This window comes from Rhizobium sp. WYCCWR 11146 (assembly GCF_013591995.1).
GTDB lineage: Bacteria > Pseudomonadota > Alphaproteobacteria > Rhizobiales > Rhizobiaceae > Rhizobium > Rhizobium indicum.
The window spans coordinates 105,060-130,934 of sequence record NZ_JACCEY010000016.1; the positions used below are offsets into that span (position 1 = coordinate 105,060).

Here is a 25,875-nt window from a genome sequence, read left to right on the forward strand (position 1 = left end):
GGCGGTCCGGCGATATCCTGAAGGATAGAGACGATGAAAAAGAAAGCGGAATGGCCGCGCAGGCTGAGGTCGCAGGAATGGTACGGCGGTACGAGCCGCGACGTGATTTATCACCGCGGCTGGCTTAAGAACCAGGGTTATCCGCACGACCTGTTCGACGGCCGGCCGGTGATCGGCATCCTCAACACCTGGTCGGATATGACCCCGTGCAACGGTCATCTCAGAGAGCTCGCCGAGAAGGTGAAGGCGGGCGTATGGGAGGCCGGCGGCTTCCCGCTTGAGGTGCCGGTGTTCTCGGCATCCGAAAACACCTTCCGCCCGACCGCGATGATGTACCGCAATCTTGCCGCGCTGGCGGTAGAAGAGGCAATCCGCGGCCAGCCGATGGATGGCTGCGTACTGCTGGTGGGCTGCGACAAGACCACGCCGTCGCTTATCATGGGGGCGGCTTCCTGCGACCTGCCTTCGATCGTCGTCACAGGCGGACCGATGCTGAACGGCTATTTCCGTGGCGAACGGGTCGGCTCGGGCACGCATCTGTGGAAGTTTTCCGAAATGGTGAAGGCCGGCGAGATGACGCAGGCCGAATTCCTCGAGGCGGAAGCCTCGATGAGCCGTTCGTCAGGCACCTGCAACACCATGGGCACCGCCTCCACCATGGCTTCCATGGCCGAGGCGCTCGGCATGGCGCTCTCTGGCAATGCTGCGATCCCGGGCGTCGATTCCCGCCGCAAGGTCATGGCGCAGCTGACCGGCCGGCGTATCGTGCAGATGGTCAAGGATGACCTGAAGCCCTCCGAGATCATGACGAAGCAAGCCTTCGAGAATGCCATTCGCACCAACGCGGCCATCGGTGGATCGACCAATGCCGTCATCCACCTGCTCGCCATCGCCGGCCGTGTCGGCATTGATCTTTCGCTTGATGACTGGGACCGCTGCGGCCGTGACGTCCCGACCATCGTCAACCTGATGCCGTCGGGCAAGTATCTGATGGAGGAGTTCTTCTATGCCGGCGGCCTGCCGGTGGTGCTGAAGCGCCTCGGCGAAGCAGGCCTCCTGCACAAGGACGCGCTGACGGTATCCGGCGAAACCGTCTGGGACGAGGTCAAGGACGTCGTCAACTGGAACGAAGACGTTATCCTGCCGGCCGAAAAGGCGCTGACAGCTTCGGGCGGCATCGTCGTGCTGCGCGGCAACCTCGCGCCGAAGGGCGCGGTGCTGAAGCCTTCGGCGGCTTCGCCGCATCTGCTGGTGCACAAGGGCAGGGCTGTTGTCTTCGAGGACATCGACGACTACAAGGCCAAGATCAACGACGATAACCTCGACATCGACGAAACCTGCATCATGGTCATGAAGAACTGTGGGCCGAAGGGCTATCCCGGGATGGCCGAGGTCGGCAATATGGGGCTGCCGCCGAAGGTGCTGAAGAAGGGCATCCTCGATATGGTGCGCATTTCCGACGCCCGCATGTCCGGAACGGCCTACGGTACCGTCGTCCTGCACACCTCGCCGGAAGCGGCTGTCGGCGGGCCGCTGGCGGTCGTGAAAAACGGCGACATGATCGAGCTCGACGTGCCGAACCGTCGTCTGCATCTTGACATTTCCGAGGAGGAACTGGCGCGGCGGCTTGCCGAATGGCAGCCGAACCACGATCTGCCCAAATCAGGCTATGCCTTCCTGCATCAGCAGCATGTCGAAGGGGCCGATACCGGCGCCGACCTCGACTTCCTCAAGGGATGTCGCGGAAACGCTGTCGGCAAGGACAGCCACTGACAGGGTGGAAAGAGACTGAAATAGATGAAAAGGCGGGGCATTGCCCCGCCTTTTTCTTGTTCTTCCCGGCCGATGGCAATCAGCCGTTCAACACCGCCATGCGGTGGTCTTCGTCGGCGCCGTGTTCAAAGAGTGCGCGGATCGCCGGCCATTTGCGGCGGAACGCGGCGACGCAGGCGGGGTCAAAATGCGATCCGCTGCAGGCGATGATTTCCTCGTAGGCCTGCTCGATCGGCCATGCCTGCTTGTAGGGCCGGTCGGAGCAGAGCGCTTCGAAGACGTCGGCGACAGCGACGATGCGGGCTTCGATCGGGATTGCGTCGCCGGACAGGCCCTTGGGATAGCCGCTTCCGTCCCATTTCTCATGATGGCCGGCGATGATGGCGGTTGCGACGCGCGAAAGCTCGGCGGAGCTGTTGGCAAGAATGGCGACACCGATCGGGACATGCTCGCGCATGCGTTCGATCTCGTGCCGCTCGAGCTTACCCGGCTTCTGCAGGATGGCGTCGGGAATGGCGATCTTGCCGATATCGTGCAGGGGAGCGGCGAGATAGATATTGCGCCGCTGGATGCGATCGAGGCCGAGGCCTTCGGCAATCAGCTCGGCGATATTGGCGACGCGCTCGATATGATCGCCGGTATTGCCGTCACGCGAGGCCATCGCCTGGGCAAGGCACCAGATGATCTCCTGTTCGCGCATGTCGGCCTGTTCTGTGGCATGCCGGAAGGCCATGTCGAGTGATTTTGCCCGGTCGGCAAGCGCCAGCTGGGCCTTATGCAGGGCCATCAGGTTGAGGACGCGCGCCTGCAGTTCCAACGGGTCGAAGGGCTTGGCGAGAAAATCCGTGGCGCCGGCCTCCAGCGCTTCCAGCCGAACCGACCGCTTCGCCTGCGAGGTGATCATCACAACGGGCACATCCTCATAGCCCGGCTGGCGGCGCAGCCTGCGGATCATCTCGATACCGTTCATCTGAGGCATCATATAATCGACCAGCACGACGTCGAAATCGACGGCCTGGCAGCGATCAAGGGCTTCGAGCGGATTGGTGAAGCTTTCGACCACACAGCCGGCGAAACCACGGACGGCGGTCTCAAGGGCGAGAAGGCTAGATTCGCTGTCGTCGACGATAAGAAGAGGCATGGACGATCCCGTTAAATCCCAGAAACAAACAGGCCGCCCTCATCGGAGGGCGCGTTCGTCGCCTCATCCGTGCCGGCAGCTGAACATCATCATGAAAGCCTGCATCATGCCGCTTCTTGAACGGCGCCTGCCGAAATACACCAGGCGTCGCCGCAGACAAGCTTGTGCCTGCGGCCTTAAAATAGAGTTTAGTCTGCAATGAAAAATTGAGGAACGGCAATTATAACGTGCGCCGCGTGCCGGAATCAGGCGAAATTTCGGGACCGCCGGGCTCTATATTCAAGTCCAACATGTTTGTTTCGCGGCGCGTTCGGCAGCTATTCCATCGGCCCTATCGCAGGTGCGGTAAAGCTGTCTGTATGCCCGGCTCAGCTTTGGCTCTGGCTTTGCATCTGTCCGCCATCCTCGACCTTCACGGTGACCGACAGCGTTTCGCCCGGCGTGCCGATGCGCATGCCTGAAATCGGCGCGGCATCACGATAGCAGAGGCCGGAGGCGACTCTGATGTAACGGGCATCCGGGCAGATCTCGTTGGCGGGATCGAAGCCGACCCAGCCGAGGCCGGGAATATGCGCCTCTGCCCAGGCATGGGTCGCCGCCTGTTCGATCTTTTCCTCCATCATCAAATAACCGGAGATGTAACGCGCCGGCACCTGCAGGGCGCGGGCGGCGGCAATGAAAATATGCGCATGGTCCTGACAGACGCCGCTCTTCCTCTCCAGCGCCTGCTCGGCCGTCGTCTCGGTATTGCTGGTGCCGGGCCTGTAATCGACCGTTTCGTGGATCGCCGCCATCAGCGCATGCATGCGGGCAAGCTCGTTATCGCCACCAACGCCCTTGATCAGTTCCTTCACCAGCTTGCCACCCTTGGTCAGCGGCGTGTCGCGCAGGAAGAGCCAAAGCGGGCAGAAGCCGGTATGCGGGCCGGTGACGCCGTTGTTATCCCCTGTCTCGACCTCGCCTTCGGCGAGGATACGCGTTACGTCCTGCTCGCCTTCCAGCGAGACCAGATTGACGTGATTGCCGTACTGGTCGTCATATTCGACCTCCGGCGTAGCGCCCTCGACCTTCAGGGCCCAACCGAGTACTTTTTGAGTGGCGTTTGTCGGCGGCGTCAGCCGTAGCCGTTGCAGCGAGAATTGCGCCGGTTCGTCGTAGCGGTATTCGGTGAGGTGGCTGATCTTCAGTCTCATATTGTTATCCGCTTATACATAGAACCGGTAGCCGTCGGAAATTTCCGCGCCGAGCTTGTTATTGCGCGAGACGAAATCCTCCAGGAACTCGTGCAGGCCCTGATCCATGATATCCCGGATCGCCCTCGTCTGCAGTGTCGTGCGGATTGAATCCGCGGTATCGTGGGCAGGGAGCCGCGCCTCGTAATCCTGGGCCAGATAGCCGAGATTGCTGACGATCTTCTCGTAGCAATAGGCAAGCGAGCGCGGCATCTGGACATTGAGGGTCAGGAAGTCGGCAATGTTCATTGCCCGGTATTCGCCGTCATAGGCCCAACTATAGGCACGGTGCGCGGAGACCGAGCGCAGGATCGATTCCCACTGCACGTTGTCGAGGGAAGAGCCGACAGCCGAGACCGAGGGCAGCAGCACGTAATATTTCACGTCGAGGATGCGGCTGGTATTGTCGGCCCGCTCGATGAAGGTGCCGATGCGGGCAAAATTATAGAGCTCGTTGCGCAGTGTCGAGCCATGGAAGGCACCGCGAATGAGGCCGGCGCGGCGCTTGATGACATCGATCACCTCTGGCATTTCGGCCGCCTTGACGCGCTTTTCGAGCAGTGACTTCAGGTCGATCCAGCATTCGTTGGTGGCTTCCCAGGTCTCACGCGTCAGCGCCGTGCGCACCATGCGGGCATTGTTGCGGCCGGAATCGATGCAAGACATGACGCTCGACGGATTGGTGCGATCGCGCAGGAGATAGTCGATCGCGTCGGCGTTGGTCAGCTTGTTGTGGCCTTCGTCATAAGCCTCGCGCACGCCCGCACTTTGCAGCACGCCATCCCAATTGTCATCGCCAGTGCTGCTGCGGGTCAGCGACATGCGCAACCCCGCATCGATCAGGCGGGCTATATTTTCGGCGCGCTCGATGTAACGAAACATCCAGTAGAGGCCGTTTGCTGTTCTTCCGAGCATCAGTCCTCCAATACCCAAGTGTCTTTGGTGCCGCCGCCCTGGCTGGAATTGACCACCAGCGAGCCTTGCTTCAGCGCCACGCGGGTGAGCCCGCCTGGAATGATCTGTACCTTGTCGGATACAAGCACATAGGGGCGAAGGTCGACATGGCGCGGCGCAATGCCCTTGTTGACGAGGATCGGCACGGTGGAGAGCGACAGCGTCGGCTGGGCGATGTAATTGTTCGGCTTGGCTTTCAGCTTCTCGGCGAAATCGGCGCGCTCCTTCTTCGACGCCGTCGGGCCGACCAGCATGCCGTAGCCGCCGGAGCCGTGCACCTCCTTGACCACGAGCTCTTCCAGGTGTTCCAGCACATATTTCAGGCTGTCGGCTTCCGAACAGCGCCAGGTCGGCACGTTTTCGAGCAGCGCCTTGCGGCCGGTATAGAATTCGACGATCTCGGGCATATAGGAGTAGATCGCCTTGTCGTCGCAAATGCCGGTGCCCGGCGCATTGGCGATGGTGATGTTGCCGGAGCGGTAGACATCCATGATGCCGGGAATGCCGAGCGCGGAATCGGATCGGAAGGTCAGGGGATCGAGGAAATCGTCGTCGACGCGGCGGTAGAGCACGTCGATCGCTTCGTAACCGCGTGTCGTCCTCATCTTCACCTTGCCGTCGATGACGCGCAGATCCGCACCCTCGACCAGTTCGACGCCCATCATGTCGGCGAGGAACGAATGCTCGTAATAGGCGGAATTGTAGATGCCCGGCGTCAGCACGGCGACGCGAGGCTTGCCCTTGCAGCCGGGAGGGGCGAGCGAGGCGAGGCTTTGACGCAGCAGATAGGGATAATCCTCGACACGCTGCACCTTGTTCTCGTGAAAGAGCTCAGGGAACATCTGCATCATGGTTTCCCGGTTTTCCAGCATGTAGCTGACACCGGAGGGCGTGCGGGCATTATCCTCCAGCACGTAAAACTGGTCCTCGCCGGTGCGCACGATGTCGGTGCCGACGATGTGGGTGTAGACGCCGCCGGGCGGCCGGAAACCGATCATTTCGGGGATGAAGGTGACGTTGTTTTCGATCAGCTCGCGCGGAACGCGGCCGGCGCGGATGATCTCCTGCTTATGGTAGATATCGTCGAGAAAGGCGTTAAGCGCGATCACCCGCTGCTCGATGCCTTGGGCGAGCTTGCGCCATTCGCGGGCGGAGATGATGCGGGGAATGATGTCGAAGGGGATGAGTTTTTCGGAACTGTCGGCATGGCCGTAGACCGCGAAGGTGATGCCGGTCTTCCGGAAGATGTTTTCCGCATCGCGGGATTTGGCAATCAGATGCGCCCGGTCTTGGCTGTTGTACCACTCGAAGTATTTTTCATAAGGCGGGCGAGAACTTTCGTCCCCGGTAATCATTTCATCAAATGCCAAAGGCTCGGCTCCCCTTTTTTGTTCATTTGAATACAACGCAAATGGCAATGCAAGAACCATGCGCATTTCGAGGAAAAGATTTTGCGCTGCTGGAAACGGGTGAAAATCTGGGCATTTAAAGTGATGCGGTGCGGCATGGCGGATGGTGGATCTCGATGCTTGCGCAAAATCTGAGCATGTGATTGTTTTTCGTTCGGCCTACTGCATAATTTCACCCTTAAATCGACTCCGCTTTAAGGGTGAAATTATGCCGCAATGAAAGTGCTACAACGTCCTTTGCGCCTCTCGAAAAGACGCGCGGCGCTGTAGACGGTCGAATATGGTCATGCGCGGGCAACCGCGGGCTGGCGCGACCGCCACTGGATCGCTGCCATCAGCGAAATTTCAGATAAGCATCAACGCTTCGCCTTTGACGGCGGCGGCCGGGTAGGGCTATCAGCACGGCACCTCTTCTCTCCCGAGCCGCTCCATGTCCCTCGATCGCCTTGCCCCCGCCGTCTTCGTCCTGCTCTGGTCCACGGGCTGGGTGGTGGCGAAATACGCCTCGCTGCATTCCGAGCCCTTCACCTTTCTTTCGATACGCTACGCGCTGTCGGCGGCGGCATTCCTGGCGCTCTGCCTGGTGGTGCGGGCGCAATGGCCGAGCCGGGCGGCGGCGCTGCGCGCCGTCTATTCCGGCTTCTTCCTGCATGGCTTCTATCTCGCCGGCCTCTGGTGGGCGATCGCCAACGGCGTGCCGGCCGGCATATCCGGCATCATCGCGGCGCTGCAGCCGCTGTTGACGGCGATGGCCGCTCCCTTCCTCATCGGCGAGCGGCTGCAGCAGGCACAGAAACTCGGCCTTGCCCTTGGCTTCGTCGGCATTGCCATCGCCATTTCGCCGAAGCTGCTCGATCCGGCGACCGCCGATCTCACGCATGCCGCCCTGCCGCTGGCGATCAATCTCGTCGCCATGGCGTCCGTCACCTACGGCACGCTCTATCAAAAGAAACACCTGCAAGCCGGCGACCTCCGAACCATCGCGACCCTGCAATATGTCGGCGCGCTGATCCTCACGCTGCCGCTGTCGCTGGTCTTCGAGCATCAGCATTTCGATGGCGCCGCGCAGGCCTATGGCGCGCTGGCCTGGTCGGTCTTCGGTCTATCGATGGGCGGCGTCGGGCTGCTGCTCTATCTGATCCGCCGGGGTCAGGTGTCACGCGCCGCCTCGCTGATCTACCTGATGCCGCCGGCGGTTGCTCTCGAAGCCTTCATCGCCTTCGGGGAACCGCTGACCCTGCCGCTGATCGTCGGCACCGTGGTGGTCGTGACAGGCGTCTATCTGACGAACCGCAGGGCGTTCAGAGAGCATAGGCCTGCAGAGGCGTAGATAACAAAAAGGCCGGAGATCTCCGGCCTTTTTGCTTTTCAATCGTTCGACGTTCAGGCGCGTTCGCGGCGCTGGCCGCCACCGTTGCGGGAGCCGGAGCCACCGCGACGATTGCCGCCGTTGCCGTCGCGGCGCGGTTCGCCGGCCTGGGCCTGCTGCGGGCCGCGGTCCTCGCCATGCTTGCGGGCCGGGCGGCCGTGGGCATGGCGGCTGTTGCCGCGGTGATGACCGCTCGGCTCACCATTGGCATGGGCGCCGTGATGGGCCGGACGCTGCGGCTTTGCAGAGGCGCGGAAATCGGAGGTCGAGGCCAGATCGTTGTCGGGGCCGAGATCCGGGGTCGCTTCACCGCGGCGCTGACCGCGGAAGTCCTCGTTGCGGCTGGTCGGGCGCTCCGGACGCGGACGACGCTCCTCGCCGCCGGCGCGGACTTCGCTGCCTTCACCTTCGCGGCGCGGGCGGCGTTCCTGACGGCTGCCGCGATGCTCGGAGCGATTCTGGTCGCCACGGCCTTCGCCACGACCCTGACCTTCGCGACCCTGGCCGCCATTGCGATTGCGGTTGTTGCCGTTGCCGTTGGCGCGACGGGGGCCGCCGCCGATGTTTGCCGGCGCTTCGCCGCTGGCGACAGTGATGTCGATGCCCATCAGGCGCTCGATATCACGCAGCAGCTTGGCTTCGTCGGGAGCGCAGAAAGCGATGGCGATGCCGTCGCGGCCGGCACGCGCCGTGCGGCCGATGCGATGCACATAGGCGTCGGGCACTTCAGGCAGGTCGTAGTTGTAGACGTGGCTGACGGCCGGAATGTCGATGCCGCGGGCGGCGACGTCGGTGGCGATCAGCGTCTTGATGCTGCCGTCGCGGAAGGCCTTCAGCGCCCGCTCGCGCTGACCCTGGCTCTTGTTGCCGTGGATCGAGGCGACGGAATAGCCGATGTTTTCGAGATGCTTCATCAGCTTCTCGGCACCGTGCTTGGTGCGCAGGAAGACCATGGCGCGGCCATCGGGGTTTTCGGTCAGCGACTTGCGGAGCAGCTCCGTCTTGTCGTTCTTGCCGGCGACGAAATGAACGTACTGCTCGACCTTGTCGGCAGCCTTACCTGGAGGCGTGACTTCGACCTTGACGGGATCGACGAGATATTCGCCGGCAAGATCGGCGATCGCCTTCGGCATGGTCGCCGAGAACAGCATGGTCTGACGCTTTTTCGGCACCATCTTGGCGATCTTGCGCAGATCGTGGACGAAGCCGAGGTCGAGCATCTGGTCGGCTTCGTCGAGCACGAGATAGCGAACGGCAGTCAGCGTGATCGCGCGGCGATTGATGAGGTCGAGCAGCCGGCCGGGCGTGGCGACGAGAATATCTGTGCCCTTTTCAAGCTGAAGCTGCTGCTTGTTGATCGAGACGCCGCCGACGACGACATTGATGCGCAGCGACGACTTGCGGATGAATTTCTTCAGGCTCTCGGCGATCTGGTTCACCAGTTCGCGGGTCGGCGCAAGGATCAGCGTGCGCGTCGTGCGGTTGTCGGGGCGCCGTTCATCGGCGAGCAGCTTTTCGATAAGCGGCAGTCCGAAAGCAGCGGTCTTGCCGGTGCCGGTCTGGGCAAGGCCGATCAGGTCGCGGCCTTCGAGGAGGAGAGGAATGGCATGTTCCTGGATCGGCGTCGGCGTTTCGATGCCGAGCTGGAACAAAGTAGCGACGATCGGCTTGGAGACACCAAGCGATTCAAAATTAGTCAAGGTATAACCTTTCGGGGCGCCACAATGACTATCGCCGGAACGCACCATGCGATCCGGTTTCATTCTGGCGTCAAGAACCCCGCGTGAAGTGGGAACTTGTGAGTTGGAAAAAGCTTTCCAGCGCTTCTGGCCGCTCATGGGAGTGCGGCGCTCTATCGAAATGCGCTTTTGTCCCTTCTTCCTGCATCTGTATTTTTCAGCAGGGGCACGCTCACGCGGCGGCCGGAAGGGTGAAAGCTGACCCGCATTTGGGCTAGTTCGCGTGGAAAGTCAAGTGCGGTGCACAAGAAAGCCTCAGCCTTGGTCAGGTGAGGGCATGACGAGGACGAAGCTTTGCGATGCGGTCTCCGCGCCGTTGACGAGGATGGCGATGCGATGTTCGCCTGGATAATAACGCCGCGTCGTGATCGGCCGCATGGCGTGGCGACGCTCAATTGTATGGCTTTGCCCCGGAGCGAGCATTATCGCCTTGCACTTGAACACCTTGGGTGAGAGCGAACCGTCGCTCTTCACATGGTGAACGGCGTAGTCGATCATCAGCGACTGCGCTCGCTCGCCTGCATTCGTCACCCGGATTTCGAAATCCAGCCCTTCGCCGAACATCACCTCGCCGTTTACGAGCCGCAGTTCGCACTCGAGCGAATCGCTGGCGGCGAAGCCGAAATTGGCGAGCGCCTGCGCGTGGCCGTTCTTCAGCAGCGTGCGCGAGGCATGTTTCAGCAGCCAGCGGCGTTCGGAGGAAGCGCCGTCGATATGGCCGGCGATGAAGGCGGCGACCAGATCGGGGTGATCCTTGGCGACATCGTTCAGGCTGTTGGCCACGGATCGGCGCACATAATCCTCCGGATCATCCATCAGCGCGGTCAGGATGGGCAGGATCGGCGCCGGATCCTTCACGAGCTGCGGCAGGCGCATCGCCCAGGGCAGGCGCGGCCGCGTTCCCTCGCTCGCCAGCCGGCGCACATGCTGGTCGGGATCGTCGACCCAGCCTGAAACGATGGCCAGCGCGCGCTGCTGGTCGCGGTGGATAAAGGGGCGGATGCCGAATTCGGCGGTGAAATGCGGCGTCAGCGCCTTCAGGAGATCGAGACCGAGATCGAAGTGATCAAGGCCGCGTGCGGCGATGAACTGATTGACTGGCAGCAGCATCCAGCCTGAGAGCCCCGGCCTGCCGGCGGCGGGCAGGCTGGCCTTGAGAATGGCTGCGGCCTCCCGGAAATCACCGGGAAGCGTGGCAAACAGCGCGTCGCGGATCAGCGCCGACCGCTCCATCAGCTCCAGCGCGGAGAGGCCCTCGGTCGCCAGCGTCACGAAGCGGTTTTTATCGAAGATCTGCGCGTTGCCGGCAATACGATCGGCCATATCGCCGACCAATGTTTCATGCAGCAAGTTCTTGAGCGGTTCCGGCATGCTGGTCCTTCCTCTTTATGCGACCACCGCATGCCGGCCGAATGAGGGCAGCATGGTCTGCGAAACATCTGGCGATTTGCTATCGGAGAATAGAGTGATCGCACCCACTCGAGCAATCGTGTGCAGATAGTGGGGGTATGCGTGTGGCGCGAGCTTTAGCGTATCGGTGCCGTCGATTTCCTTGGAATAAGGGTTGGGGCCGAGATCCGAATACGCTCGTCGGCAGGACTGTTGTCACCGGCAAGAAGATCAAGGGCGTTTGACGCAATTTGCTCGAACGGCACCCGCAACGTCGTCAGCGGCGTGGGGAGGTGGCTGACAATCGGAATGTCGTTATAGCCTACGATCGAGATGTCCTGCGGCACGGAAAGGCCAAGTTTCGTCAGTCCCGACAAGGCGCCGATGGCAGTATTGTCGTTTACGGCGAAAACAGCGGTTGGGCGCGGACTAAGACGCATCAGGGTTTCGACGGCTACCGCACCGGACTCAATGCCGAATGTCGAGGGAATGATGTATGAGGGATCTGCATTCAGTCCAGCCTCTTCCAGGGCGTGGCGGAAACCCTCCACGCGGCCTCGCGAACTGGAGGCATAGGATGGACCGGCAATGACGCCAATTTTGCGATGGCCGAGATCGAGGAGATGGCGGGCCGCGAGGTAACCACCGAGCCTGTCATCGCCGACCGACGAGAGGCTGTGGCCATCCGTCCGGAGGGCCAGGACATAGGGAATACCGCGTTTTGCCAGCTCGTCCGGAAAGTCATCGTCTTCCCGCGCCGTCGAAAGAATCAGTCCATCGACACCGCGCTTCAGCAGAGACTCGGCCGCAAGCCGGTCTGCCTTCGGCTTGTCGTCGGTCGTTGCGACAATCGCGAAGCGGCCACTACGGCTGCAGGCCTTGGCCAGTGCTTCGTAAAGCATGGCCATGACCGTATCCGTCAGCCTGGGCACGATCACCCCGATTGTCATTGTGTTGCCACGCCTAAGGCTCGCTGCGGAAACGTCCCGAACGTATCCCAGCTCTTCGGCAACCTTGCGCACGCGACGCGCGGTCTCGCTGTCGGAGCGGGGAAGCCTTTCGTCGAGAATGCGGGACACGGTAGACTTGGAGACACCGGCTGCGGCAGCGACGCCGTGAATAGTGACACGGGTCTGCCCCTGAACTTCATCCGTCTTTGAATTCATTGAGCCTTTTCCATTCGAGTCGGCATTGAGCCGCCGCTCTCCAGCATGCCTCAAAAAAGATATTGACTCCAGAGAATTCGAGAACGATAGTGGGAACGTTCCCGTAAACGATCCTATACCGATCGCGAGCGAACCGCGATTGCACGAAGGAGGAGACCAATATGCAACCGATGGATATGCGCGGGCTGAGCCCGGCCCCCGTTACCGCTTTCACCCGCGACGGTGAAATTGATCACAAAGCCAATGCCAAAATCGCCAAATGGCTGGTCTCGATGGAAGGCGTCAAAAGCCTCGTCATCCTCGGCCATGCCGGCGAGGGCACCTTCCTCACGGAAGAGGAGCGCCTTGCTCTCATCCGCACCTATGTCGAAGCGGTCGACGGTGCCGTTCCGATCATTGCCGGGATTACCGGTGAAGGCACGAGGGTCGCCGCTGAAGAGGCCAGGAAATGCAAGGCGGCTGGTGCCACCGGCGCACTCGTCTATCCGAACCACGGCTGGCTGCGTTTCGGCTTTCAGAAGGGAGCGCCTCAGGATCGCTACAAGGCAATCTGGCAGGAGTCTGGCCTCCAGTGCATCCTGTTCCAATATCCCGACGCCACCAAGGCATCATACGATCTCGATACACAGCTTGCGATTGCCACACAGGAAGGCGTCGTCGCCACCAAGAACGGCGTGCGCAATATGAAGCGCTGGTATGTCGAAATTCCGGAGCTGAAGAAGGCCAATCCAAAGCTGCAGGTTCTGAGCTGCCATGATGAATGGCTGCTGCCAACCATGTTCGATGTCGACGGTCTGCTCGTCGGTTATGGCAATATCGCGCCGGAACTGCTGATCGACCTGATCAAAGCTGGCAAGGCGCAGGACTATCCGGAAGCGCGCAAGATCTTCGAACGCCTTCTTCCGGTGACGCGTGCCGTCTATCACCGCGGCTCTCACATGGAAGGCACCGTGGCCCTGAAACTCGGCCTTGTCCACCGTGGTATCCTTGATCACGCCACGATCCGCGAGCCGCTGAAGAACCTTGGCGAAAAGGCCGAAGCAGAGATCTTTGCTGCCTTCGACGCCGCCGGTATTGGCCGCGTTGACCAGTTGCTGGCTGCCGAGTGACCTCTTGACGCCCCTGCGCAGGTCGCAGGGGCGCATTCCGAAGGGAGGAGGAAACCATGGAAACCCGCCGAGGCAGACTTGAACGTCTTTGAAGGCCATTGCTCTGACAGGACGAACTGACGCGCAGTAGCAACCATCAAGCAGGAGCGCCCCTGGCCGGGAGAGTGGTAGGCCACGGGGCGAGAAGGAGGAACCAATGAATGTCATGCAGCCAATGCCGGCTGAGACGGCGACTGTCGCTGATCCTCAGGCCGAAATCAGCGCTCGTCTGGAGCGCCTTCCCATCACCCGCGAGGTATTCTGGGCGCGCAATATCGTCGGCGCCGCAACGTTCTTCGACGGCTACACGGTCATCGCCATCGCTTATGCCATGCCCGTCCTCGTGCGCGAGTGGGGCCTGACCCCTTCACAGACAGGCATGATCCTGTCGATGGGCTATCTGGGGCAGTTGATCGGTGCGATCCTGTTTGGCTGGCTCGCCGAGAAGATCGGCCGGCTGAAAGTTCTCCTGTTCACCATCCTGCTCTTCGTCAGCATGGATGTCGCATGCCTGTTTGCTGCCGGGGCAGGCATGATGATGGCCTTCCGTTTCGTCCAGGGGATCGGCACCGGCGGCGAGGTCCCGGTCGCCAGCGCCTATATCAACGAGTTGATCGGATCGAAGGGGCGCGGCAAGTTCTTCCTCCTCTATGAGGTCATGTTCCTGCTGGGCCTCGTCGGCGCCGGGCTGATCGGCTACTTCTTGGTGCCGGTTTACGGCTGGAAGGCGATGTTCGTCGTCGGTCTCGTTCCCGCAATCATCATGGTTCCTCTGCGCTGGTTCCTGAAGGAATCACCGCGTTGGCTAGCTGCCAACGGCCGCTATGGCGAAGCAAACGCTATCGTCACCCGCATGGAAGAAAGTGCTCGTGCAGCCGGCAAGGAATTGCCCGAACCGAAGCTCATCCAGGCGCCGGTCCGCCGAAAGTCGGACTGGCGCGAGCTCTTCCAGGGCATTTACCTGAAGCGGACGCTTTCCATCTGGGCAATGTGGTTTACCGCCTATACGGTTGCCAACGGTACGATCACCTGGCTGCCGACCCTGTATCGACAGGTCTTCAACCTCCCGCTTCAAACCAGCATCTTTTATGGGTTCCTGACGTCGGTCGGAGGCGTGATCGCCGCCGTCATCTGCGCGCTGCTCATCGACAAAGTGGGACGCAAGCGCTGGTACACCGGTGCGCTGCTTCTCGCTCCCGTGCCGCTGCTGGCTCTCGCATGGCTCGGCGCGACCTCTCCCATCCAGGTCTTGGTTCTAGCCGGCCTCGCTTATGCGATCGTCCAGACCGTCACATTCTCCCTTTACCTGTACTCGGCAGAGATCTATCCGACGCGCCTCAGGGCATTGGGAACCGGAACCGGCAGCGCCTGGCTTCGCCTGGGATCATCGGCCGGCCCGATCCTCGTCGGTACGGTGATGTCTTCCATGGGCATCCAGTATGTCTTTGCGAGCTTCGCAGCCATTCTGATCGTCGGTGCAATCATCACGATGTTGTTTGCGATAGAAACCAAGGACCGCGTACTGGAGGAGCTTTCTCCGTAACGATTGAAAATACGGTCTGATCGACTTTGAGCTGGCGGATGAAAATCCGCCAGTTTCATTTGGTCGTCGTTGAGGGCACTGGGTCGGCGCCGCCGGGAGGTCAAGCGGCGCCGGATGCGGTTTTCCTATTCCGGGCAGACTTTGACGCGATAAGGCTCGCCCCAGCGATCGTGCCGCCATTCGATATGGCAATAGGACGGCCGGTAATAGGTCCTATAGACGGGATAGGGGCGATAAACAGGATAGGCAGGGTAAACAGGGTAAGCGGGACGGGCGGCCTCCGACAGCAGGGCGCCGCCGACGACGCCGGCGGCAAGGCCGCCCCAGAAGGCATCGCGTGGACGGGCATCGGCAGTGGTGGCGGTGGCGAGCGAGGCGCCGGCAAAGGTCAGCGCAATCAGGCCCGTCGCCATGGTTTTATGAAGAACGGACATGGTATTTTCCTTTCATGGGCATGGCTTCCATAAAGCCATGCCGCAGACTCGGCCCGGATCGCGGCGGCGCAATGGCCGCGCAAGCGCTTTCGGCATTAAATTTTCGTCATGATTTCAACGGATCCCGACGTCGAAAGGATTTATGGCGGGCGTCCTTTCAGTCTCGTGCAAGCCGGGGCTGGTAATCTCAAATTATCTTCAGCTTGGTGAGCTGGCTCCTAAAATTCCGCTGTCGAAATTTATGGTTAAAACCTTGTTAAAAGCCTTGGCGTTATAGTTTTTGTAGTCGATATTTCATTTATTGCGGGAGCGATATTTTTTGAAATCAGCCGGGGAACTTCTGGAGTTGGCTTGCCGCCGGATCGCTGATCTGGATACCCCGGCCTATGTCAAGAACAGCGAGCTGCGTTATATCGCCGTCAACGAGGCTTATGCCCGCTTTCTAGGCCGCGAGATCTCCGATTTCATCGGCAGGCGCAGCCGCGAGCTTCTCGACCGTCCCGAGGAAGAGGAGCGCGAGGACAAGGAACGCCGCGCGCTGGTGTTCGGCACCGAGGAAAACGCCATCTGCTTCGATGCGGCGGGTGTCGGCCATGAACGCATCCAGATCGAAAGTTTTTCGCCGTCACCGGACCGGGCTTATGTGCTCGGCATTTTCGAAGTGCGAGCGCCGCCGCGCCGGGCCGCGGACGATAGCGCCGCCGCCGCCGATTTCGCCCGCGTGCGCGAGGCGCTGGAACAGCTCGACCAGCCGATCGGCATCTTTGCCGAAGATGGCCGGCCGCTGGTCGTCAACGCCGCCTATCGCAACGGCGCAAAGCCTGCGGCTGTCGGCGACACGGCCTGGCACGAGAGCGTCAATGAGCTCGACCTGCTGCGGACCATCCTAGAGGACCTCCCGGTCGCAGCCTTCGTGCGCGACGAGAAGCATCGCCTCGTCTACGCCAACCAGTATTACGAGACCTTCAGCGGCCATAGCCGTTCCCGGGTCCTTGGGATGACCGAACACGAAATGTTCGGTCCGGACGGGGGCGAGGCGATCTACCAGGAAAACCTGCTGGCGTTGGAGGGAGGCAAGTCGAAGGAGATCGAAAGCCTGCTGCCGAGCAAGGAGGGCCATATCTATTCCGTCCTCTCGCGCGTCAACCGCGTCGTGACAGCGGATGGTCGGCCCTATGTCGTCGGCTCTTTTTCGGACATCTCGCCACTCAAGGAACGAGAGAAGGCGCTGATCGAGGCGCAGAAGCACGAAGAGGTGCTGCACCGGGATATAGAGAATATCCTGCGCTCGCTTCCGATCGGCGTGCTGATCCTCGATAACGATCACCGGATCCTCTCCGTCAACGACGAGTTCTACAGCATCTGGGAGTTGCCGCTCGACGATCCCTTCGACGGCCGCCCCTTCATCGACGTCATCCGCCGCAATTATGAGCTCGGTCGCTACGACGGCACGCAGACGCCCGAGGAGATCTACGCTTTCCGCAAGCACCTGTTCGAAACCGAGGAGCCCGAGCCGATCGAGCTTGGCTGGGCGGGTGGCAAATCCGTCATCTTCGATAGCCGCCGTATCTCGAACGACCGGATTCTGCTCACCTATGCCGACATCACGGCCGTGCGTGAGCGGGAAAATGAAGTCCACGAGGCCCGCGCCGCGCTGGAACATCTCGGCGAGTTGATGCGCGACGCGACACACGCCATGCCGCAGGGCCTGGCCATCGTTCAGGACGGCATCATCAGGATGTCCAACGAGGCGCTTTCTGACATCCTGCAGATTCCGGCCAGCTATCTCGAGCCTGGCGAGGGCTGGATTGGCATGTTCGAATTTTGCGCGGCGCGTGGCGATTTCCACGATGCGGCCGCCGAAATCCTGCAGGGCTGGCGCGACAATATCGCTGCCAGGCTGCCGATTTCCACCGTCTTCCATGTCGGCGGCGAGCGCTGGGTGAACATGGATGCGACGGTCAGCAAGGGTCAGCACTGGGTGGCGCTTTTTACTGACGTCACCGAACTCAAGAGCCGCGAAGAGGAGCTGCGCCTGCTGCTGTCGCGCGCCGAAGCCGCCGATCGCGCCAAATCCGAATTCCTCGCCAATATGAGCCACGAGATTCGTACGCCGATGAACGGCGTGCTCGGCATGGCGGAGCTGCTCGCTAAGACCAACCTCGATACGCGCCAGAAGACCTTCGTCGACATCATCGTCAAATCGGGCAATGCGCTGCTGACGATCATCAACGATATCCTCGACTTCTCGAAGATCGACGCCGGGCAGATGAAACTGCGCAAAGCCGCCTTCGACATCACCGAAGCGGTGGAGGACGTGGCGACACTCTTGTCCTCGCACGCCGCCGAGAAGAACATCGAGCTCCTGGTGCGAGCCGCGCCCGACCTGCCCGCCGCCGTGATCGGCGACGCCGGGCGTTTCCGCCAGATCGTCACCAATCTCGTCGGCAACGCCGTCAAGTTCACCGAGCGCGGCCATGTCTTCGTCGATGTCGGCTTCCAGCCGGCCGCCGGCGGCGAGATCACGGCGAGCATCCGCATCGAGGATACCGGGATCGGCATCCCGTCGGAGAAGCTTGAATCGGTCTTCGACAAATTCTCGCAGGTGGACGCCTCATCGACCCGGCGGCATGAGGGAACCGGCCTCGGTCTTGCGATCACGGCCGGGCTTGTCGACCTTTTCGGCGGTTATCTCAACGTCGAGAGCGAATGGGGCAAGGGCTCGGTCTTCACCGTCAACCTGCCGTTTGCGGTCGCGGCTGCCCGCCTTGAGCCGAAGCCGTTGCCGATCAACGTGCAGGGCGCGCGTATCCTCGTCGTCGACGACAATGAAGTGAACCGGCGCATCCTGACCGAGCAGCTGTCGCTCTGGGGCTTCGACGGCGTGGCCGCAGAAGGCGGCGGTACCGGGCTTGCGATCCTGGAAGCGGCGGCCGGCCTCGGCGTTACCGTCGATGCCGTCGTGCTCGACTATCACATGCCTGATATGAACGGCGCCGATGTCGCGCGCCGGCTGCGCGCCGACCCTCGCTTCGTCGAACTGCCGATCATCTTCCTGACGTCGATGGATATTTCGGGCACCGAAAAGGAATTCGCGGCGCTGAACGGCCACGCGCATCTGATGAAGCCGGCGCGCGCCAACGTGCTGCGCAACACCGTCGTTGAAGTAGTGCGCGCCAGCCGCGTCAAGCAGGCTTCCGAGGCCGAGATTGCCCGGCTGCAGACGGAAGTGGCCGTGCCGGCGCCTGCGCCGCAGAAACGGGCCGCTGAATTCGTCGACGTGCTCGTTGCCGAGGACAACGAGGTCAACCAGATCGTCTTCACCCAGATCCTGCAAGGCACGGGTCTTTCCTTCCTCGTCGTGGACAATGGCGAGGAAGCAGTCGCCGCCTGGGAGCGGCATACGCCGCGCATCATCATGATGGACGTCTCAATGCCCGTCATGAACGGCCATCAAGCCACCCAGACGATCCGCGAACGCGAAAAGGGGCAGGGGCACCGGGTGCCGATCATCGGCGTTACCGCCCATGCGCTCGAAAGCGACCGCGAACTCTGTCTCGATGCCGGCATGGACGACTACATGTCGAAGCCGATCAGCCCCGAACTGCTCGAGGAAAAAATCCGCCAGTGGCTCGGAACGAGCGAGCAACTGCCGGAGCGCACCAGCTACTGATCTGAACCTTCGGGAAACAGGATGCTCTCGAAATCCTGAGCGCCGTTGAGGATATGCAGGATCTCGATACGATCCTCGCCGACGCGATAAAAGATCAAATAGTTGCCGTAGGGACGGCGGCGAACGCCGGTATGTTCGTAGCGTGGAACCAATGAAAAACCGTTCGGCGTTTCCGCCAGACGCTCACACCGTTCCAGCAGTTCGTGAATGAAGCTTGCCGCCCGCTGCGGATTGTCCTCAGCGATATAGTCGCCAATACGTTCGAGATCCGCCTCCGCCTGGGCGGTAATGAGGACGATCACGAACGGCCGTCATATTTGGCTGCAAGGCGGGCGGCGACATCGCTGATGGGCTTCAAGCGGCCTGCTTCCGCGTCGGCGATCCCCTGGCCGATCGCCAGATCGAGCGCCATCAGCCGTTTTTCCCGCTCCTCGACAAGCCGGACACCTTCCCGCAGAACTTCGCTGCGAGAGTTGTAACGCCCCGATTTCACGAGTTCATTCACATAGTTTTCGAGTTGCTGTCCAAGATTCGCGCTGCTGGCCATATTCGTTCCTCTCGGGCGATTATCGCACGAAGTGATAACTGTTAGCAACGCAGCGGCTTGAATCGATCGTACTTCCCGAGATTACTTGATGCCGCAGAGCATCTCTCGCTTGCCGGCAAAGCCCGTGCGGCGCTCGACGGCAAAACCCGCGGCGATGAGATTGCGGCGCACGAAACCGGCCGCCGCATAGGTGGCGAAAGTGCCGCCGGCTGCGCTTTTCTCACAGACGAGCCGCATCAGTTCCTCCGACCACATATCGCTGTTGCGCGACGGGGCGAAGCCGTCGAGATACCAGGCGTCGAAGCCGTCTTCGGTTGCCGCGACGCCCTGCAAAGCATGACCGCAGACCACGCGGAGCGTCGTCTGGGCATCGAGATCGAGCTCAACGATGCCATCAGGTGCTTGCGGCCACGCCGCCATCAGCGCTTCGCGTTCTGCATCGATCTCCGGCCAGTGCGACAGCGCCCGGCCGATTTCTTCGCCGCGCATCGGGTGGAGTTCGAAGGAGGTGAAATGCAGGTGCTGGCTGTCTGCACGGTGGAGCTTCCATTGCCGCCAGGTCTCGGCGAAGTTCAGGCCGGTTCCGAAGCCGAGCTCTCCGATCAGGAATGCCTGCCGCCCGTTCCAGCGCTCCGGCAGGCCGTTGCCGGCGAGAAAAACATGGCCGCATTCCAGCCGCCCGTCGGTCTGGCAATAAAAATGATCGCCAAATGCGGTGGAATAGGGCATATCGCCGTCGCGCCATTCGAGCGGCTGCGGCGCGCCCGCGCCAATCTGATCGGGGTTCACGTCTGTCATGGAAAAAGCCGATAGTCCTCAGCCGGTCTCAGGTCAATCGTCCTCAGAATTGCTGATCGTCGGCGGCGGCATCATGGGTCTCTGGGCGGCCGTCCATGCCGAGCGCCGGGGCATCCGGACTCTTGTCAGTGACGCAGGCAGATTGGGCGAAGGTGCAAGCGGCGGCCTGCTGGGCGCGCTGATGCCGCATATGCCGGACCGGTGGTCGGAGAAGAAGCAGTTCCAGTTCGATGCGCTGGTCTCGCTCGAAACCGAGATCGCCGCGCTCGAAGCCGAGACCGGACTTTCTGCCGGCTACCGCCGTTCCGGACGGCTGATCCCGCTGCCGAAGCCTCATCTCAACACAATAGCGCGCGGCCATTTCGAGGACGCCGAACGCCATTGGCGGGCGGGCGAGCGTCGCTTCCACTGGCATGTGCTCGACGGGCCTGATGTAGACGGTTGGATCGAGGCGTCTGCCGGCGAGAGCGGCTTCGTGCATGACACGCTCGCCGCCCGCGTTGCGCCCCGCTTGCTGGTCGCAGCGCTCATCGCCTTCCTGCGGCGGGCAAAGCATGTTCGCATCCTGGAGCATGCGACGGTTGCCGGCCTCGATCCCGATTGCGGTACGGCCGAAATCAACGGCGAAACCATTGTTTTCAGTCACTGCATCCTGGCTGCCGGCCATCAGTCCTTTCCGTTGTTGCAAGGTCTGACGCCGGGGCTGAAACAACCGCTCGGCCAGCCGGTCAAGGGGCAGGCGGCATTATTGAAAGCCGATATCGACCCGGCGCTGCCGACGATCTTCCTCGACGGGCTCTATGTCGTCGCGCATGAGGGCGGGCACGCGGCAATCGGCAGCACCAGCGAGAACCGTTTTGACGATCCTACATCCACCGACGTCCAGCTCGACGTGCTGATCGAGGCGGCGCGCGGCATCGTACCGACGCTTCGCGGCGCCCCTATTGTCGAGCGCTGGGCCGGGCTTCGCCCGAAGGCGATCGACCGGGATCCAATGATCGGCCGCCATCCCGACCACCGGCGCTTGATCGCGCTCACCGGCGGCTTCAAGGTCAGCTTTGGCCTCGCCCACCGGTTGGCGGAGGCGGCGATATGTATCGCAGGCGATACAGACTGCGGATTTTTGCTGCCGGAAAGCTTCGCAATTTCAAGCCACATCGCGGCGGCTTCACGTTAAACGTGAATTAGACGCCGCTGCGTTTCGTTATTCTGTCATGCAAATCACCTATCTGCTTGCGCATCGACAGCGCCGGATCTGAACGGTGCTCACTTCCTTGATGGAGGAAATTGCATGCGCTATGCCATTTGCTTCACGCCTCCGGCGAGCGACCCGTTGTCGCTCGTGGCCGCCAATTGGCTTGGCCGAAACGTGTTTTCGGGTGATATGATGGAGCCTCCGGCAGTTCGTGGCCTCGGTATTCACGAGATCGCCTTCCATACCGCCGTGCCGCGGCGCTACGGCTTTCACGGCGTTTTGAAGGCGCCGTTCCACCTGTCCCACAACATGCCCGAATCGCAACTCCTGCGCGATCTGATGCGTTTTTCCGGGACCTTCGTTCCCTTTCAGATTCCGCGTATCGAAGTCGCCCGGCTCGGCAATTTCTACAGCCTGCTGCCGAGCACTCCCTGCGAGCAGATCCAGTATCTCGCCTCGGCGATCGTGCAGGAATTCGATCGTTTTCGCGCACCGCTCAGCGAGGCCGAGATCGAACGCAGCGATCCGGACGGGCTGTCGGCGACGCAATTTTCCAATCTGCATCGCTGGGGCCATCCCTATGTGATGGAGGAGTTCCGCTTCCATATGCCTGTGACAGGGCCTATCAACGCGATCGACATGCCGCGCATCGAGCCGGTGTTGCGGACGATCTTCGAGCCTGTCCTCTGCGAACCTGTAATGGTTTCCAACGTTGCCCTGATGATCGAAGAGGGCACTGGCGGTCCTTTCCGCGTTCACTCGCTGCATCCGATGGGCAAGGTCAGCGCGCGCAAAATCGCTTGAATCTGCTGATGAGCTGAAGGCTTGTGCCGTAAACGCAAATCCGGCCGAGCAGTTTCCGTCTCGACATTCCGGCTGCGGATGCTACCGTTCCCCGTCTTTTCAGAAGGTGATTTGATGGTATCCGAGACTTATCCGCGCAATCTCGTCGGTTACGGGCGTCTGACGCCCGATCCGAAATGGCCGGACGAGGCACGCGTCGCCGTGCAGTTCGTCGTCAACTACGAGGAGGGCGGCGAGAGTTCGATCCTTGACGGAGATCCGGCTTCCGAAAACCTGCTGTCGGAGATCGTCGGTGCGGCCGCCTGGCCAGGGCAGCGCAACCTCAACATGGAATCGATCTATGAGTATGGTTCGCGTGCCGGCTTCTGGCGGCTCTGGCGAATGTTCACCGATCTCAAGGTGCAGGTGACCGTCTACGGCGTGACGCTGGCGATGGCCCGCAACCCCGAGGCTGTCGCTGCGATGAAGGAGGCCGGCTGGGAGATCGCCAGCCACGGCTACCGCTGGCTGGAATATAAGGATTTTCCCGAAGATCTGGAGCGCAAGCATATCCTCGAAGCCGTGCGCCTGCACACCGAACTCACCGGCGAGCGGCCCTACGGCATGTATCAGGGCAAGCCTTCCGACAATACGCTTCGGCTGGTGCAGGAGGAGGGCGGTTTCCTCTATTCCTCCGATTCCTATGCCGATGACCTGCCCTATTGGGTGAAGGGCGTCGACGGGAAACCCTTCCTGATCATCCCCTATACGCTCGAAACCAACGACATGCGTTTTGCGACGCCGCAGGGCTTCAATGCCGGCGATCAGTTCTTCACCTATCTGAAGGACGCTTTCGACACGCTTTATGAGGAAGGCAAGGCGGGCAGCCCGAAGATGATGTCGGTCGGATTGCATTGCCGCCTCGTCGGACGTCCCGGCCGGGCGGCAGCGCTGAAGCGCTTCATCGAATATGTGCTGAAGCATGACAAGGTCTGGATTCCGCGCCGCATCGAGATCGCCGAGCATTGGCACAAGCATCATCAGCCGGAAGCGCTCTGATGATGTCGCGCGAGGATTTCGTCTCCCGCTTCGGCGGCGTCTTTGAACATTCGCCTTTCATCGCCGAGCGCGCCTATGACGCCGGCCAGGTGCCGGAGCCGCTGACGGCGGCCGGCGTGCATGCGTCGCTAACCGCTGTCTTCCAGGCGGCAAGCCCGCAGGAGCGCCTCGGCGTGCTCAGCGCCCATCCTGACCTTGCCGGGCGCCTCGCGATAGCGGGCGAACTCACCGAAGACAGCCGGAAGGAGCAATCCGGCGCCGGTCTCGACCGCCTGACCCCGGCCGAACATGCCCGCTTCACCGAACTCAATTCGGCCTATGTCGAAAAATTCGGCTTTCCCTTCATCATTGCGGTCAAGGGGCTCGGCAAGGACGATATCCTGTCGGCCTTCGAAACACGGATCGGCAATGGCAGGGACGAAGAATTTGCGACCGCGACGGCGCAAGTCGAGCGGATCGCGCTGCTGCGCCTGACGACGATGCTGCCGGAGGCTGAATGAACGAGCGGCGCGCGATCGACTATCTCAATGAGATGTATGAGGCGGCATCCGAAGCGCTGTCTTTCGTCGGCGGAATGGATGGGGCGGCGTTCGCCGGGGACAAGCTCACTTTCAAGGCGGTTACCTTTTGCCACTTCACCATCGGTGCCGCGGCATCCCGCTTGCTGGTGACTCATCCGGAATTTGCGACCGAGCATCCCGATCTGCCGTGGACGAAAATCTGCGGCACGGGCAACCGTATCCTCGACGGCGTCTTCGATCTCGATCCTTCCGACATCTGGGAGGCGACGTATCGCACGCTGCCGGAGCTTCTTTCCGCGATCGATGCCATCCGTCACTGGCATGCCGAAGGTGAGTGAGCGATTGCCCCCACGTCTCGACATCCGTCCGCTTACGAGATCCGCCTTTGCTCCCTTCGGCGAGGTGATCGAAGCCGATCCCGCCTCGATGCGGCTCATCAATGGCGGCACGACGGAGCGTTTCCATGCGCTCGCCGCCACTGAGGCGACGGGCGAGGGTGCGCGCGTCATCATTAACCTCTTTCGCGGCCAGCCGCGCAGCTTCCCCTATGAAGTCACCATGATGGAGCGCCATCCTTTCGGCAGCCAGAGTTTCTCGCCGGTCTCGGGCCGTCCTTTTCTCGTCGTCGTCTCCGAGGACGAAAGCGGCCGCCCGGGCAGGCCGCAGGTGTTTCTGGCGCGCGGCGACCAGGGCGTGAACTATCGCCGCAACGTCTGGCATCATCCGCTGATGGCGCTCGGTGAAGCCTCAGATTTCCTGGTCGTCGATCGTGACGGGCCAGGCAATAATCTGGAAGAATACTTCTTCGAAACCCCTTATATCATTAAAGAGCCAGCCCCATGACCGGACTGACCACACATGTTCTCGACACCGCTCTCGGTAAGCCGGCCGAAGGCTTGAGGATCGATCTTTTCCAGCTCGACGGCGAGATCCGCAGGCATCTGAAGACGGTGGAGACCAATGCCGACGGCCGGGTTGATGGCGGCCCCATCCTCATTGGCGAAAATTTTCGGGCCGGCACCTATGAACTGGTCTTCCACGCCGGCGATTATCTGAGGGCCAGCGGCACGCCGTTGCCGCATCCCGCCTTCCTCGATCTCGTACCGATCCGCTTCGGTATTGCCGACGTCACGGCGCATTACCATGTGCCGCTGCTGATTTCGCCCTATGGCTATTCCACCTACCGAGGGAGTTAAAAAATGCGGTTTGCGGCAATTGCCGATATCCACGGCAACCATCTGGCGCTCGAGGCCGTGCTTGCGGATATTCGTGCGCAGGAGATCGATGAGATCGTCAATCTCGGCGATTTCTTCAGCGGCCCGCTCGAGGCCGGCAAGACGGCAGACTTGCTGATGCCGCTCCGGTTGACGTCGATCCGCGGCAATCACGACGGCTATCTGATCGAGCAGGATCCGGCGGCAATGCATGCTTCGGATGCGGCCGCCTACGGTCAATTGTCGTCGTCTCATCTTAATTGGATTCGAAACCTGCCGTTCGATACCATCTATCGCGGCGAAGTCTATCTCTGCCACGCGACGCCGAAGGATGACAATCTCTACTGGCTGGAATCGGTCTCGCCGGAGGGCGTCGTCTTCCTGAAACCGATCGAAGCGATCGAGGCGCTGGCCGAAGGCATCGACCTGCCGCTGATCCTCTGTGGCCACAGCCACATTCCCCGCGCTGTGCGCCTCTCCGATGGCCGCCTGATCGTCAATCCAGGCAGCGTCGGCTGCCCGGCCTATGACGACGAACTGCCCTATTACCACAAGGTGGAAGCCGGCCATCCGCTGGCGAGTTATGCCATTCTGGAAAAGGCAGCGGGCGGATGGACATGGCAGTTCCTAACCGTCGCCTATGACCATATGGCGATGTCGGCACTGGCCGCCGAAAGGGGCCGTGCCGACTGGGCAGGCGCGCTGGCAGCGGGTTGGGTGAGATAGAGCATGATGCCCGAAAAGTGTGAGCAGTTTTCGGGCGACATCATCCTGTTCTAGTCCAGACC

General features: G+C 61.4%; 24 protein-coding genes. 13 read left to right on the forward strand and 11 right to left on the reverse strand.

The window, feature by feature from the left end:
• Positions 1-33 precede the first annotated feature (33 nt).
• Positions 34-1,773 (forward strand): L-arabinonate dehydratase, encoded by a 1,740-nt coding sequence (araD, locus tag HX899_RS10465; RefSeq protein ID WP_138330295.1) that lies wholly within the window; start codon positions 34-36, stop codon positions 1,771-1,773.
• A 79-nt stretch (positions 1,774-1,852) separates the two neighbouring features.
• On the opposite strand, the gene HX899_RS10470 is transcribed toward araD, so the two are convergent.
• The 4 genes from HX899_RS10470 to HX899_RS10485 all read right to left on the reverse strand — a co-directional run bounded on the left by HX899_RS10470 (position 1,853) and on the right by HX899_RS10485 (position 6,470).
• Positions 1,853-2,914, reverse strand: coding sequence for an HD domain-containing phosphohydrolase (locus HX899_RS10470; RefSeq protein WP_171598479.1), 1,062 nt, complete (start codon positions 2,912-2,914; stop codon positions 1,853-1,855).
• 368 nt (positions 2,915-3,282) lie between these two features.
• A complete protein-coding gene (locus HX899_RS10475) occupies positions 3,283-4,107 on the reverse strand; it encodes a transglutaminase family protein (RefSeq protein ID WP_138330297.1) in 825 nt (274 codons plus the stop codon).
• Between the two features lie 12 nt (positions 4,108-4,119).
• Positions 4,120-5,061, reverse strand: coding sequence for an alpha-E domain-containing protein (locus HX899_RS10480; protein WP_003561792.1), 942 nt, complete (start codon positions 5,059-5,061; stop codon positions 4,120-4,122).
• Complete coding sequence (locus HX899_RS10485; protein WP_138330298.1) at positions 5,061-6,470, reverse strand: circularly permuted type 2 ATP-grasp protein; 1,410 nt, start codon at positions 6,468-6,470, stop codon at positions 5,061-5,063. Before HX899_RS10485 ends, HX899_RS10480 begins: the two co-directional genes overlap by 1 nt.
• 469 nt (positions 6,471-6,939) lie before the next feature.
• Between HX899_RS10485 and HX899_RS10490 the strand changes: the two genes are divergently transcribed.
• Positions 6,940-7,839, forward strand: a complete 900-nt coding sequence (locus HX899_RS10490; protein WP_138330299.1) for a DMT family transporter — start codon at positions 6,940-6,942, stop codon at positions 7,837-7,839.
• Positions 7,840-7,892: 53 nt separating this feature from the next.
• Here the strand turns inward: HX899_RS10490 and HX899_RS10495 are convergent, their stop codons facing one another.
• From HX899_RS10495 to HX899_RS10505, 3 genes are all read right to left on the reverse strand, one after another.
• On the reverse strand, positions 7,893-9,626 hold the full coding sequence (locus tag HX899_RS10495; RefSeq protein WP_029872329.1) for a DEAD/DEAH box helicase: 1,734 nt from the start codon (positions 9,624-9,626) through the stop codon (positions 7,893-7,895).
• Between the two features lie 246 nt (positions 9,627-9,872).
• A complete protein-coding gene (locus HX899_RS10500; protein WP_138330300.1) occupies positions 9,873-10,988 on the reverse strand; it encodes a DNA alkylation repair protein in 1,116 nt (371 codons plus the stop codon).
• A 155-nt stretch (positions 10,989-11,143) separates the two neighbouring features.
• Entirely contained in the window at positions 11,144-12,172 is a 1,029-nt protein-coding gene (locus HX899_RS10505) for a LacI family DNA-binding transcriptional regulator (protein WP_138330301.1), read from the reverse strand.
• A gap of 161 nt (positions 12,173-12,333) precedes the next feature.
• On the opposite strand from HX899_RS10505, the gene HX899_RS10510 reads away from it, so the two are divergent.
• Positions 12,334-13,281 carry a dihydrodipicolinate synthase family protein gene (locus HX899_RS10510; RefSeq protein ID WP_171598477.1) on the forward strand — a complete coding sequence of 316 codons (948 nt, stop codon included), beginning with the start codon at positions 12,334-12,336 and terminating at the stop codon, positions 13,279-13,281.
• Between the two features lie 196 nt (positions 13,282-13,477).
• The gene (locus tag HX899_RS10515) at positions 13,478-14,863 is read left to right on the forward strand and encodes an MFS transporter (RefSeq protein ID WP_138386855.1); all 1,386 of its coding nucleotides are present in this window, start codon (positions 13,478-13,480) and stop codon (positions 14,861-14,863) included.
• 125 nt (positions 14,864-14,988) lie between these two features.
• Here the strand turns inward: HX899_RS10515 and HX899_RS10520 are convergent, their stop codons facing one another.
• Positions 14,989-15,297, reverse strand: a complete 309-nt coding sequence (locus HX899_RS10520) for a hypothetical protein (RefSeq protein ID WP_138330303.1) — start codon at positions 15,295-15,297, stop codon at positions 14,989-14,991.
• A 319-nt stretch (positions 15,298-15,616) separates the two neighbouring features.
• Between HX899_RS10520 and HX899_RS10525 the strand changes: the two genes are divergently transcribed.
• A complete protein-coding gene (locus HX899_RS10525) occupies positions 15,617-18,970 on the forward strand; it encodes a response regulator (protein ID WP_171598475.1) in 3,354 nt (1,117 codons plus the stop codon).
• Here the strand turns inward: HX899_RS10525 and HX899_RS10530 are convergent.
• The 3 genes from HX899_RS10530 to mnmD all read right to left on the reverse strand — a co-directional run bounded on the left by HX899_RS10530 (position 18,964) and on the right by mnmD (position 20,315).
• The gene (locus HX899_RS10530; RefSeq protein ID WP_181292392.1) at positions 18,964-19,272 is read right to left on the reverse strand and encodes a type II toxin-antitoxin system RelE/ParE family toxin; all 309 of its coding nucleotides are present in this window, start codon (positions 19,270-19,272) and stop codon (positions 18,964-18,966) included. The two genes, HX899_RS10525 and HX899_RS10530, sit on opposite strands and share 7 nt — an antisense overlap.
• Positions 19,269-19,517: a type II toxin-antitoxin system ParD family antitoxin gene (locus tag HX899_RS10535; protein WP_105006971.1), complete on the reverse strand. Its 249-nt coding sequence runs from the start codon at positions 19,515-19,517 to the stop codon at positions 19,269-19,271. The genes HX899_RS10530 and HX899_RS10535 overlap by 4 nt, the downstream gene beginning before the upstream one ends.
• Positions 19,518-19,598: 81 nt before the next feature.
• Entirely contained in the window at positions 19,599-20,315 is a 717-nt protein-coding gene (gene mnmD, locus HX899_RS10540) for a tRNA (5-methylaminomethyl-2-thiouridine)(34)-methyltransferase MnmD (protein ID WP_181292393.1), read from the reverse strand.
• Here mnmD and HX899_RS10545 point away from each other — a divergent pair.
• The 8 genes from HX899_RS10545 (at position 20,314) to HX899_RS10580 (ending at position 25,813) form a co-directional block, all read left to right on the forward strand.
• Positions 20,314-21,492 carry an FAD-binding oxidoreductase gene (locus tag HX899_RS10545; RefSeq protein ID WP_181292394.1) on the forward strand — a complete coding sequence of 393 codons (1,179 nt, stop codon included), beginning with the start codon at positions 20,314-20,316 and terminating at the stop codon, positions 21,490-21,492. The genes mnmD and HX899_RS10545 overlap by 2 nt on opposite strands.
• Positions 21,493-21,606: 114 nt before the next feature.
• Positions 21,607-22,314: a DUF1045 domain-containing protein gene (locus HX899_RS10550; RefSeq protein WP_181292395.1), complete on the forward strand. Its 708-nt coding sequence runs from the start codon at positions 21,607-21,609 to the stop codon at positions 22,312-22,314.
• 114 nt (positions 22,315-22,428) lie between these two features.
• The gene (gene puuE, locus HX899_RS10555; RefSeq protein WP_181292396.1) at positions 22,429-23,352 is read left to right on the forward strand and encodes an allantoinase PuuE; all 924 of its coding nucleotides are present in this window, start codon (positions 22,429-22,431) and stop codon (positions 23,350-23,352) included.
• Positions 23,352-23,852, forward strand: coding sequence for a 2-oxo-4-hydroxy-4-carboxy-5-ureidoimidazoline decarboxylase (gene uraD, locus HX899_RS10560; RefSeq protein ID WP_138330308.1), 501 nt, complete (start codon positions 23,352-23,354; stop codon positions 23,850-23,852). The genes puuE and uraD overlap by 1 nt, the downstream gene beginning before the upstream one ends.
• On the forward strand, positions 23,849-24,211 hold the full coding sequence (locus HX899_RS10565) for a DUF86 domain-containing protein (protein WP_003541963.1): 363 nt from the start codon (positions 23,849-23,851) through the stop codon (positions 24,209-24,211). Before uraD ends, HX899_RS10565 begins: the two co-directional genes overlap by 4 nt.
• Positions 24,195-24,716 carry an ureidoglycolate lyase gene (locus HX899_RS10570; RefSeq protein WP_171598473.1) on the forward strand — a complete coding sequence of 174 codons (522 nt, stop codon included), beginning with the start codon at positions 24,195-24,197 and terminating at the stop codon, positions 24,714-24,716. The genes HX899_RS10565 and HX899_RS10570 overlap by 17 nt, the downstream gene beginning before the upstream one ends.
• Positions 24,713-25,069, forward strand: coding sequence for a hydroxyisourate hydrolase (gene uraH, locus HX899_RS10575; RefSeq protein ID WP_003541961.1), 357 nt, complete (start codon positions 24,713-24,715; stop codon positions 25,067-25,069). Before HX899_RS10570 ends, uraH begins: the two co-directional genes overlap by 4 nt.
• A 3-nt stretch (positions 25,070-25,072) precedes the next feature.
• On the forward strand, positions 25,073-25,813 hold the full coding sequence (locus HX899_RS10580; RefSeq protein ID WP_181292397.1) for a metallophosphoesterase: 741 nt from the start codon (positions 25,073-25,075) through the stop codon (positions 25,811-25,813).
• The last annotated feature ends 62 nt before the right edge of the window (positions 25,814-25,875 follow it).